At 33.8% G+C, this 12,654-nt stretch carries 6 protein-coding genes; all 6 read left to right on the top strand.

Annotated features, from left to right (window positions below):
• The first annotated feature begins 813 nt into the window (after nucleotides 1-813).
• Entirely contained in the window at nucleotides 814-2,136 is a 1,323-nt protein-coding gene (locus tag MWU82_RS21650) for a phage integrase SAM-like domain-containing protein (RefSeq protein WP_117021115.1), read from the top strand.
• A 344-nt stretch (nucleotides 2,137-2,480) separates the two neighbouring features.
• Nucleotides 2,481-2,858, top strand: a complete 378-nt coding sequence (locus MWU82_RS21645) for a hypothetical protein (protein WP_247097877.1) — start codon at nucleotides 2,481-2,483, stop codon at nucleotides 2,856-2,858.
• A 699-nt stretch (nucleotides 2,859-3,557) separates the two neighbouring features.
• Nucleotides 3,558-4,556: a type IV toxin-antitoxin system AbiEi family antitoxin gene (locus MWU82_RS21640; protein ID WP_117021113.1), complete on the top strand. Its 999-nt coding sequence runs from the start codon at nucleotides 3,558-3,560 to the stop codon at nucleotides 4,554-4,556.
• Nucleotides 4,531-5,376, top strand: coding sequence for a nucleotidyl transferase AbiEii/AbiGii toxin family protein (locus MWU82_RS21635; RefSeq protein WP_117021112.1), 846 nt, complete (start codon nucleotides 4,531-4,533; stop codon nucleotides 5,374-5,376). The genes MWU82_RS21640 and MWU82_RS21635 overlap by 26 nt, the downstream gene beginning before the upstream one ends.
• Nucleotides 5,376-11,855, top strand: a complete 6,480-nt coding sequence (locus tag MWU82_RS21630; protein WP_247097876.1) for an ATP-binding protein — start codon at nucleotides 5,376-5,378, stop codon at nucleotides 11,853-11,855. Before MWU82_RS21635 ends, MWU82_RS21630 begins: the two co-directional genes overlap by 1 nt.
• On the top strand, nucleotides 11,782-12,486 hold the full coding sequence (locus MWU82_RS21625) for a hypothetical protein (RefSeq protein ID WP_117021110.1): 705 nt from the start codon (nucleotides 11,782-11,784) through the stop codon (nucleotides 12,484-12,486). Before MWU82_RS21630 ends, MWU82_RS21625 begins: the two co-directional genes overlap by 74 nt.
• The last annotated feature ends 168 nt before the right edge of the window (nucleotides 12,487-12,654 follow it).

Here is a 12,654-nt window from a genome sequence, read left to right as displayed (position 1 = left end):
ATTTAGGGGAGTCAGGAATACGGAATACTTCTTATATCGCTTGATTAAATTATATTCTTAAAATGGTAAAAACCCAACTTTTGGACTTGATCCCTGGTTTCCCGATATAATAATTGAAAACATCATCAACTGAAAATTCTATCCCTTTCAGTTGTAACTGTAGGTATGTGGCTGTTATCTTAGAGGAAATCAATTCTAATTGAATATTTAAATGTTGTCCTTTAGGTGATTCTGCAACAACATATTGCTTCTTTGAGTTCCATTGTGAATGGTTTAAGAATAACCCCGTAGAAAATTGCTTTCTTTTCTTTTCGTAGGTGATTCTGCAATAAATAGGGCATTCCCCTTTTTGATTTGTTTTCGCCTTATTCAAATAGAATAAGACAATTAAATTTTTTTGATACATGACCAATTGGTTTAATGTTAAACAATTGGCATACAATTCAGATTCTAAATAATGGGATACCTGAGTTTTGAATTGGGATACCCACAGGGATACCTATAATGCTCAAATAACTTGACAAGTTGACCTCTAGAGGAAAGTATTCTATTCTTCCAAACCCCAGTTAATATTGGGCCAAAAAGAAAAAGTCCAACTTAACTTAATAAGTCGGACTCTTCTTCTGGTGGTCCCACCTGGGCTCGAACCAGGGACCACCTGATTATGAGTCAGTCCGTATATGGTTTAATATGGCTCTATATGTACTAAAATGCCCATTTTACTGGCTTTTTTTATATCTTTAAAATCAGAATAAACCCCTTCAAACCAAAAAAAGCACGCAGAAAGCACGCAGGAAAAATTAAAATATTATTATGGCTACAATTAAGGTTACCCTCGATAAACGCTTATCCGGAAGGACTAAAGATAATAAATTTCCATTGGTATTGCACATTGGACACAAGCGAAAAACACGCAGCATTCCGTTCAATTTACATTTAAAGCAAAATCAATACAATAACAAAACGGGCAAAATTAGCGGAATATTGAACGCTGTAAGACATACCAAACGCACACAAAAAATATTCTCAGATGTGGATTTATGGATTGATGAAAACGAGGGCGAAATCAAAAAATGGGAAATGGATCGTTTAAAATCAGAAATTGAACAACGCTTTTTTAATATTTCTCCATCTAGAACCATCTTAAACCATGGGGGGAAATATCTTTCTCGCTTGCGTCTGGAACAACGATTTTCCACTGCCAGTTCCTACGAGGATGCATTAAAGTCCTTAATTAAATTTAGGAGACATTTAAAAGGAATGGCGGACACTAAAATAAAAACACTTTATGAAATCAAAGACGACGAAATGGTGCCTCTTGATGAATTCCAGAATCTAGATATGGAAATAAAGGCAATAGATTATGGTTTTTCAAAGGATTTTAAGGCCTATTTAAGCAATCGCTATGCATCAAAAAATACACCAGCAATTTTCCTGAGAAGTTTACAAGCTATTATGAACGATGCGGGAAAGACTTTTGAAGAATTAAGAAGCCATAAGCCTTTATCAAATATCAAAAAAAAGAGCCATGCGAATGCCCCTTCTCCACTTGATTTGGAAGATATTCATAAAATCCGCATGTTGGAATTGAAACCAAATACACCCATTTGGGACAATCGTAATTATCTGTTATTCATGTTCAATAATATGGGAATGAATTTTTTTGATATGGCAATATTGAAGCGTTTCCAGTTTGAGGATAATCGAATCAAGTATTTTCGAAAAAAAACTCATTATGAAGGGGATTATTTTAGCGTACTGCAAAGTGATGAATCATTAAAAATTATTAATCATTATTTAAACGGTCAAACAGATAACGAATACCTATTTCCTATCATACCTGAAAATACTTCACCAGAACGCTTACATAAAGTAAACAAAGCAAAAGCAAAAATTTTTAATGAGTATGCAGCGAGAATTGCCGCTTTGTTGGGAATAGAAAAAAAGATTACTACGTACACTCTTCGAGACACATGGACAAATATTGGTCTTGACATGGGAATAGACATCCGTAAAATATCGTCTGGACTTGGTCATTCGAGCGTTCAAGTGACCGAAAAACACTATGGCAAAAGCGTTACTACAAAAATACTCGATGAAATTAATGCCAAGATTACAAAAGTGCAAGGTTCGTAAATAATAATTGGATAGTTCTTTAAATGGTGGTAAAGCTCCAATTGTTGCATACAAAATGGTTGGGTTAAAAACTTCTATAATTTTCTATATTGATAGATTTCTGTTTAATTACTTTCATTCAGTTTACTTAATCTAAATCATTCTTAATTAAGAAATTACCACTTATCTTAAATACTCGTATTCTTATTTAAGTATTTTGGAGTAAATCCCAAAACATAACTGGGTATACCTCCTTCTGTCGAATTTCCTTAGTATTTAGGTAGATAGAACCTAATAGGACATCTAAAGTATTTTACCCTCTTTCTCCCCTATCCACAATTAAGGCCCCATAGGAGTTTGGTATCATGGTGCCGCACCACGATATAGGGCTGTTCCCTATAACCCATATGTTCCATGTAATTTTTGGACAGTTCAAAAAAGACCATATCGTCCAACTGTTCGCCACGGGGAAGATTAAGGGTAACATGTACGTACCGTTTTTCGGAATCATGCCGATTGCCAAGATAGTAGAGGACCCTTCCAAAAAACTTAGTATTGGTATCGGTATCAGAATAAGTGTTCTGGAAGCCGAGTATGGTGTTATTAGCCTTGCCCAAGACATAGCACGCCCTGCACATTGCTCCTATAAAGTATCCTTGCTATCATTTTTAATCTTTGGTGTTGATGGTTTCTACCTAGATTTATATCACTTACCTGCCAAAGACAGGGTTTTCACTTCGTAAGAAGTAGGGGTTTTGCGTTGCGTAAAACATAACTTGCTATCCTTTCCAAGGATAAATATAGCCGATCGATATTGAACACAAAAAACTAACAATCAACTATTTAGCCTTATGTACCATATGGAATCATATGAGTTCAAATGGGTACAGAGGGAAAATTAATCTGGTCCAATATGGTATTGAAAAAAATTAAGGAATCATGGAAATATCCATTTTTTTGTGGGCAGGGAAAAAAAGGTCGAGCGGCTTTTTTGCCGCTTGTTCTTTTGCGCGGCTCCGAGGGGGTTGAAAAACCGTAAACCGAAAGATGCTGAATGCAGATTGGAGAAGAGTGTCCGCTCTGGTGTTTTGAGTTGAAGGTTTTTTAACTTCCGCAGGGGCTTGGATGAGTAAGACTTATTCCAAATCACTCAATCCTTTGATGGCGTCAATTTATGCATTTAACACCAATAGCTATTATTTTTATAGTATTAATTCTCTTTTCTATAAATACACTAGTTATTCCAATTTGAATTCTTCCATGCCTTTAAATTGAAATATTTGCTAGTCTGCTCTAGGTGTGTCCATATTTTGACTATATAGTTCATATTAGAATTATATAGATATATAGGGTTTCTATATTTTTATTATATTTGTTCACATTCATATCGTGTTCACGAATAATGAACAATATAAAAAAGTGAACAAAAAAAGAATGATGTCATGGAAGAAGAGGAAATAATATATAAAGCTTTCGATAGATTAGATAAAAATATCGTCATCTTTTTGAATTGGGAAACTAAGGAGAAAAAAGATGATATGCATATAGATGGGGTTTTACAATTCTTGTTTAATGATCACAAATTCAAATTCGAAGTAGAGGTTAAGAAGGATGTCAAGAATCATCAACTCTATAATCTGATTGAAAATAAAAATCACTTCAAAGATTTTCTCTTAGTTGCGGAGAAACTATATCCAAAAACCAAGAAAGATCTGCGCGATAATGGTATAAACTATATAGAAGCAAATGGGAATGCTTATATAAACAAGAATGATGTGTATATTTTTATTGACACCAACAAACCTTTAAAAACTCAAAAAGAAAAAGGAAATAGGGCATTTACCAAAACTGGATTAAAAGTAGTTTTTCATTTCTTATTAAATCCAGAGCTAATTAATCAAACACAAAGAGAAATAGCAGAGATTGCGGATGTTGGATTGGGCAATATTCCTCAAGTAATTAATGGATTATTGGAAACTCATCACCTATTAAAGTTGAACACAAAAGAATACATAATCAATGACTATGAAGAACTTTTGGATAAATGGATAACCGAGTATGCTCAGACGCTACGACCTACACTATTTAAACAAAGGTTCAGATTTCAAAACCGAGATCAAAACTGGAGGGAAATTCACCTAAATACAGATAAAACTTTATGGGGAGGAGAACCAGCAGGAGATATTTTGACCAATCATTTACGTCCAGAAAACTTCGCTTTATATACTACAGAAACAAATAAGGATTTAATGATTAATTATAAACTAGTACCTGATGAAGACGGAGAAATATTCGTGTATGAAATGTTCTGGAATACTAAGTTCAATGATAAAACTGTCCCAAATCAATTAGTCTATACCGACCTTATGATTATCAATGGCAAAAGATGTAAAGAAACCGCAAAAATGATTTTTGATGACCGAATCAAACCAAACATATAAAGAGTTATCCATTCCATACTTCAAAGAAGTTTTTGATTGTATTGATGAAGTAATGAAAAAATTGAAAATCCCCTATTACTTAATAGGTGCCAGTGCAATTGCATTAGAACTGCTAAAAGATGGTGTCAAACCAAGTAGAGGAACAAAGGATATTGACTTTGCTATAATGATATCATCAATCAAAGAATTTGAAGCCGTTGTGAGCGAATTGACAGAGCATGGGTTTAACAAAGTCGAAGCTCCTTGGACCATGTACAATCCCCAATTTAATATAGTAATTGACCTATTACCTTTTGGGGAAATCGAAGAAAACTTTACCATTAATTTTAACGAGCGTTACACCGATTTACATGTTCTTGGGTTTAGTGAAGTCCTAGAGGAATCGACCAGTGTCAAAATAGAAGAGAAATCCATAAATATACCTTCTCTACATGGCATGGTAATTTTAAAGCTAATTGCATGGAGCGATAGGCCTGAAGAAAGAGACAATGACTTGTATGATATCCTAAGAATAATCGAGCACTACTTTGATTACAACTATGACGAAATAGTGGAACATCATAATGATACTTTTCCAGAGAATGACGAACTCGACCAACTCAAAGTTTCTGCAAGGGTTTTGGGAAGAAATGCTAGCAAGTTTTTAACTATTTCGAAACCAATTAACGATAGAATATTAAAAACAATAAATGAGAATATTATTGACCCTGCAGAATCATCGATTGCGAAGCAATGGGTTAAGAATAAAGATTGGGGTTTGGAGTATGCCGTGGAACTTTTGGAGGAGTTTAAGGAGGGTTTAACGGAAGTAAATTTATAATGGCTAAGTACACAACTATCCCTGATGCCGATTTATCAAGCGCGGGTGACGATTTCCATATTCTTTGGGCAATTAAAAAATCACTTGATCTTTTAAACTTTGATGAAAATGGGCTGAAAGCATTAGGCATTGAGGGAGTTGAAAAATCATTATCTAATAAAATTGATCCCCATGGAGAAAAATTATTAGGGATTGATTTAATAGAATATCATGGCGGAGAAAATTTTTCCGAAGCTAACAAAGTTGTTATCTCTCAACTCAAATATAGTACTAGAAGGACATCAGAAAACTGGACACTTTACCAATTATATAAAGGGAAGAAAAATAAGTCCCATAAAGGTTCAATCATTCATAGACTTGCCAGTATATACAAGGCGCTGTTGACTGAGTTCGGTAGAGATTTAGTTCTACAGAAGGTAAAAATCAAATTAATCAGTAATAGGGATATAAACCCCACTCAGATAAAGACCGTTTTAGATGTTCAGAAAAAACTATCCTTAACATCAAAAAATAAATTAAGCTTTAATAAGATTCTTAAGAATCTCCCTAAATATCGGAACGGGTTCGAGAACCTATTTAAAGCATCCGAGCTAAATACGACTGAATTTTCCGACTTTTTGGCATTACTTGATTTTGATGATTGCGGAGCCAGTTCAAGGAACTTACTTGAAAAAGAGCTAATAATGGCCATCAGCAACACATCCGTATCTTCTAGACATCAATTTGATAGCTTCGCAAGATTGATTTGGAAAAAAATGATGCCTGAATCCAAGTCAAATACAAGAATTACTTTAATAGATGTTATTGCGAACCTTGGATTCAATAATGGTAGTTTAGAAAATATTTTTCCAGTTCCACAGAGATTTGAGAAATTAAAAAAGTCAATCAAACGAGAACAATTAGATGATATTATAAGCACAATCGAGAGTTCAAAAGGCATCCCTGTTTGCCTTCATGGAGGTGCAGGAATAGGCAAATCAACAATTGTTCAGCAGATAAAAGAACATATTCCAGATTATTGTGAATGTGTTATCTATGATTGCTACGGCAATGGATCATATTTAGATTCTTCTGACCGTAGACATTTGCATAGAAATGCATTAGTACAAGTCACAAATGAAATTGCAAAAAAGACAGGTGTAGATTTTTTAATCTCGAAAAATGAATCTGATGAAACTTATATCAAAGAGTTCAAAAGAAGACTAAATGATGCATTAAACATTTTAAAACAAAGAAATAAAAATGCTTATTTGGTAATCATCATTGATGCTGCTGACAATAATGTTACGGCAGCAAAAAAGAGGGAAGAGAATTCTTTTGTTCATGATATGCTAGAAGAAACATTCCCTGTAGAATGCAATCTTGTTGTCACATGTAGAACTCACAGAAAAAACACACTTAAACTACCTCATAAATATTGTGACATACAAATATCTCCCTTTACCAATGACGAGACCGAAATTCACTTAAAATACTTTATACCTGATAGTACGGATGAAGAAGTCTCTGATTTTCATAAGCTAACAAAGGGTATTCCCAGAGTCCAAACTTATTCAATAGGCTTAAAACAGGAAGGAATTAGTGAAATCATCAATTATTTACGGCCAAATGGTAAAGTAGTTGAAGATATTATTGAAGAAAGAATAAATGAAGCAATCAAAAAAATTGGCTCTAACGGTAGAGAATTAATAGATACTTTCTTTGTTAATCTAATTACCCTTCCAAGGCCGGTACCCGTATCATATATATCGAGACTCCTTGATGAACCCGTAGAGCTATTTAATGATTTAGCATCTGATATATGGCATGGTCTAGTATTGGACAATGATAAATTTAGTTTTAGAGATGAGGACTTTGAAAACTACGTCCGAGGAGCTTACATTGTAGACGATTCTGATCTTAATAAAATTGCTAAACTATTTATCGAAAAGTCAGATGAGGATGAATATGCTTCGATTAATCTTGGAAATATGTTATTTGAAGCAGGGCTTAAAGAGGATTTAAAGAATATAGTTCTCGAAGAAAAATTTCGCTCACTACCAATCGACCCTGTTCGAAATAAGGAAACCTATATAGGTAGAACAAAGTTAGCATTAAAGGTTGCGGATAGTGACACAGATAACATTACTTTTTTTAAGCTACTTTTTATTGCTGCTGAAGAATCAAAAAATGATAAGGCACTAACGAACCTTTTAATAAATAATCCAGATTTGGTAATCCAGTTTGGCGATGATTCTTCATTGTTGAAATTAAGTAATAATTCGGAGGGTAAGACTTGGGGTGGCTCATTCCATCTTAAGTTAGCAGGTATCTATTCTAGAATTCCAAGTAAAAAAGAAATCAGCAAAAATCATTTACAAACAGCTCATAAATGGTTGAACTGGAAATACAATTCTTTAAATGAAGATGAACGACATGAGTACCCAATTAGTCTTCAAGACATTGCTTTTGAAACAGAGTCAATACTAAGAAACTTTGGAACAAGAAAAGCATTTGTTTCATTATGTAGATGGATACCTAAGTCAATCCACGTATCTAGCGGTGATTTGTTTTTGGAAAATACCATCTTCAATTCTAAGGAAAAGGAAATAAAAGAATGGACAAATAACTTGGAGTTACCCTTTTTGGCTAAAATCTTTTTAATCAATAAACTCTTCAAGTTTAATAGGTCAATCGGTCATTTTGATTTTGAACTTATCGTTGATTTTTTGAAAAAAGTTCTGAACAAAAAGATAGATTTTGAAAATTCATTTTATGCTACAATAGTTGACTTTTGTGAAATATTAACCGCTGCAACAGATGTTTCTCAGGAAGAAGTATCAGAGATTTTGGATTCCATTACCTACAAAATTCCAAGCCGCGTTCCTCATTTCTCTACTACCTATGACCACCACAAAGATTCTCAATTGGAGTTTGAAATCAGTCTCAAACTAGAGGCTTTGAAATCCTCATTGAGCAAAAAGGCCATTCTTCTTGAAGACTTATATCCTATAAAATTTAAGGACATTGATAAAATTAAAGACTATGAAAAAAGAAGAAGTCTTGAAAATGACAAAAATGATTTCACAGGTTTCTTCAAACATGCTATCCCTATTTTCCAGCTTAAGGCAGACAAGTTAACTGGTCGATTAAATACAAAAGAGTGTGTTTCAAAATTCTCTCAAATTTGTAATAACATAAAAGATGATTGGAAGTTTAGACATTATTCTCATTGGGCTAACGACAGGCTAAATTATTTAGCCGGTTCTCTATTGGAGTTTGTTCTCTTATTAAATAAAAATGAAGGGTACATAGAACAAATCATTAACTCATTTTTGAATGATAAATCTAACCAGATACGATTAAGACTTATTGTGCTTGAAAAAATATTGCATCAGTCCATTCTTCACAAACTATCCCTTAAAATTTTAGATGAACTAGACCAAATCATTTCTGATAAGACAATGTCGGCAACAGAAGCAACAGACTTGTTTCTTGAGTGCTCCGTTATAGCATCTAAAATTGATGCTACCGTGGGCAAATACTATTTTGACAAAGCAATTGAGGCAGTTTCAGATGTTGACTATGAAGCATTTTATCAGATTAGATGTCTATATGGATTAACTGAAAACGGGATACTAAGTCGCAATTCAAAACTTGCGTATGATTTTGCTCGTTATATTGAATATGCAGATGAAAAATTGGGCTATTATGACAAGAAACACTTTCCATATAGCGAAGGTATAAAGGGTATTTTCAACCTCGACCCTAGCTCCGCCTTCTCAACCGTTAGCCGTTGGCATCATAGAAATGTTATTGAATTAAACCGTTACATTATACCCATAATCAATACATCATTAAAGAACGGAATCATAAGCCATAATATAGCTGGAGCTTTGCTACCCCTAAACACCCATTATTGTCATGATGAGATAATTGAAATCTATAAAAAGGTCATCTCCCAATATAAGCTGAATACTGATAATAAAAACCTAACGTACTTCACAAAGACAATATTTAGAAACTTAAAGCTAGATAAGAACTTAGCTTTGATTGAAGCGTTGTACAATGAAGTAAAGGATAGTAATAAGCTGTTTCCAAATCTAGTTCAAGAAATTGAAGAGTATAAGGATTTCAGAAACGACCTTAAGAATGAGAAAAAATCCGAATACGAAAATAAATATAAGGAAGAAGATTATAAGCATCCTATAGATTTAGCTAAAATTGACCTCTTGTCTACACAAGACCTTGAGAAAGCGATCATGGAGATAAACCAAGCCGGAAATGATTATGGCACCAGATTGATAGTTGAGAATTTTTTGGCCGAAGTTAAAGAAAATTGCACCCCAAAAAATTATGTAAAACATCTTGATGCTTTGATAAACATATCTTCAGAATTATTAAACTTATATGCTTTTGAAAATGCTTTAAAAAGGTGTCTTAATGAATGGAGTATTCATCCTTCAGTGAGAAAATGGAAAAAGGAAAGATTTAAATATATCCTATCAAAATGGTTTAGCGAGTTCAATAAAGATGATTATTTATTACTATCCCATATTAACTCCTTTGCAAAATTATTTTCTCTCAAAGATTCTGATCTTGCCGTGACAATGAGAAACCTACTTCCAGAAAAAATAGAAAACCTTTCAGATGAGTCTATTTACGGTTCGTTTTCATTAATGAACAAAACACTCGATAAAACTGAAAATGAAAAAACAATAACATGGGTTCTTAACCGCTGGACAGCTAAAATAGATAGAAAGATAGCCGATGGAGAATGGAACGAAGACCTGTCGCCCCCAGCTAGCTCTGACCTAGCCGTTTCTGGGATATTACGATTTGTTTTAGGAAATCCTGACAAGAGATTGAGATGGAGGGCCGTTCATGCGATAAGAAGGCTCATTAATGTCGGGGAAGTTGGAATTCTAGACAATTTGTTGAATGCACAGAACAAAACTACGTGCTACCCATTTCAAAACAAGGAATATACCTACTACTGGATGTCGGCTAAACTTTACTTGTGGATTGCAATTGAAAGAGTCAGCAGCGAAAATCCAAAAGTCTTAATCCATTTAAAAGATTGCTTTTACAAGGAATTGATGAATGATGAATTACCACATACCTTAATACAGTTCTTTATCAAAAAAACTTGTCTGCAACTATATGAGTTTGACGAGTCGATTTATTCCTCTGTGGAAGTCAAGAATATTAATAATACTTTAAGTAGCAGGCTTCCAAGGATAAGCGAAGAAAAATCTGGAAAGCATAAAAGAAAGGCAAAGTCGTCTTCTGAAAAGGAATGGAAATTTGACTTTGATATAATGGATACCCTGCCCTATTCTTTTAATAGACTAGGAGAATTTTTTAATATTTCAGAATATGAAGTAGCTGATTTTTGTGACAACATAATAACAAACATTTGGGGTTATAAAGGAAATGTAAATAATGACGATTATGTCAGAAATCAGACCGATCAGCGTGATTATCCACTTTTGAGTAAACGTCATAGTAACCAACCAACAATCGAAGATTTACAAACCTATTATGAGTATCACGCGATGTTCTGTGCCGCAACTGAACTGCTGAGTAAATACTCTCTTATTGAAAGTGATTGGAACTGGGAAAATTGGGAATCTTGGTTGCCATCTAAAGCCAATACCTGGGATAATTATTGGTTATCTGATTCACGAGACCCTTTACCTTTAGAAAAAAAATATTGGCATATCGAGTATAGTAAGTTTGATAAAGAATGGAGAGACAATATTGATGAAGAAAAATATGATTATGAAGTAGGGTTCAATCATTACTTTGGTAAAGACCAAATAAGTGCTTTTTCGGGCGGCACAAGACACTTTGGCGAAAACTATGAATCTGTTTCTATAAGGTCGGCCCTGGTAACTTCAAGAGGTTCTGATGCCCTATTAAGAGCTTTTCAATCAGCAACAGATAGTCATGATTATCGTATACCTTTCGAAGAGGATGAAGATAGATTCGAAATAAATGAATGTGGGTTTGAATATTTTGGATGGTTAAGCAACCCAAGGTCAGAAGTGGATGGTTTAGACAATCACGACCCTTTGGCATCAGACATTGTAAAAGACTATATTACGTTCGGAAAAATAGTAAGAGATTCATTCGATATCACTTTACAAGAATCCTACAAGAAAACTTTTTTGAAAAACAAGCTTATAGCTGAATATCAACATTGGAGTGAAATAACAGAATACAAACATCACGGTCAAGTTGAAAGCGACGGAGTGCTCTTTAGAGTAGACATTCATTTTCTTCTAGATTTCCTCACTAAAGTTGATAAGTGCATGATTATTAAGTGCGAAATAGATAGACAATTAAAAGAACGAATCTATGGTCAGGATAGATGGGAATTGAAAATAAAGAACAACGTGAAAATTTATTTAATAAAACCAAATGGCATCGTCAAAACACTCGGAGGAAGAGATTTTAAAATTAGGAAAAAAGTTAATCCAAGAACTGAAGCTTGAGTATTCGGTTAATACGTTAGCTCGATGGCTAGTTCACTACCTTGCCGAACTAATAGATAATATTGAAAATTGCAGCTCCCCTAAAAGAAAGAAGCAATTACAGAAAGAATGTTGCGAACTAATCCTCAAACTATGGAGTAATAAAGAATTTCTCCCTATAACTAAACCCCTAGAAAATTTACAGCCAATACTGGAAATCCTTGAAATTTTCAAAGAACGAGACTATCTAATTTCCCCTAGATGGCTTGAATATCGGCCATTACCAAGAGATAATGCTTGGGCAAACTTTATTTATATAGTCAAAAGTAATACTGAAAATATTTTCAATAAATCAATAGAGATACATTTGAATAGCGATTTGATGTTCAAAGATGAACAATGGTTAAATGAACATAAAGAATTTTTAACCAAAGAGGAAAGAGAACTCCTTACTCAATTGGATATAATGATAGCGATGAAAGGAAGTAGCTCATTAGACTCTGACAAGGTCAAAACAACTTCTATTGAGGAGCGGTTCAATCATATCTTCAATGACTTAGAAGAACTCATTGAGGAACAGAAAAAGGAATTGTTAAGATTGAAGGAGTCTGTTAGACAGACATTATCTAAAAAATCAAATGATAAGAAATAACATGAAGAATAATTTTCTCAAATACATTTTGATACAAAATAGCTTTACTGCCCTTATCTTAAAAAGGCATGTGAGGTCTAGAAAGCATTTCAGCAACAGAAGTTTAGTTTAAGGGGTCAACATCACCAGAATATCCACTTTGTGCAGGCGGAGAGACTCGAACTCTCA

This window comes from Arenibacter sp. S6351L (assembly GCF_023016025.1).
GTDB lineage: Bacteria > Bacteroidota > Bacteroidia > Flavobacteriales > Flavobacteriaceae > Arenibacter > Arenibacter algicola_B.
Note: the sequence above shows the minus strand (reverse complement) of the source record. Positions and strands in the feature narration are given on the sequence as shown.

What these genes read in the sequence shown, in the direction of transcription:
- MWU82_RS21650 (WP_117021115.1), top strand. Translation starts at nt 814, where the DNA reads ATGGCTACAATTAAGGTTACCCTCGATAAACGCTTATCCGGAAGGACT.
- MWU82_RS21645 (WP_247097877.1), top strand. Translation starts at nt 2,481, where the DNA reads ATGGTGCCGCACCACGATATAGGGCTGTTCCCTATAACCCATATGTTC.
- MWU82_RS21640 (WP_117021113.1), top strand. Translation starts at nt 3,558, where the DNA reads ATGGAAGAAGAGGAAATAATATATAAAGCTTTCGATAGATTAGATAAA.
- MWU82_RS21635 (WP_117021112.1), top strand. Translation starts at nt 4,531, where the DNA reads ATGACCGAATCAAACCAAACATATAAAGAGTTATCCATTCCATACTTC.
- MWU82_RS21630 (WP_247097876.1), top strand. Translation starts at nt 5,376, where the DNA reads ATGGCTAAGTACACAACTATCCCTGATGCCGATTTATCAAGCGCGGGT.
- MWU82_RS21625 (WP_117021110.1), top strand. Translation starts at nt 11,782, where the DNA reads ATGGCATCGTCAAAACACTCGGAGGAAGAGATTTTAAAATTAGGAAAA.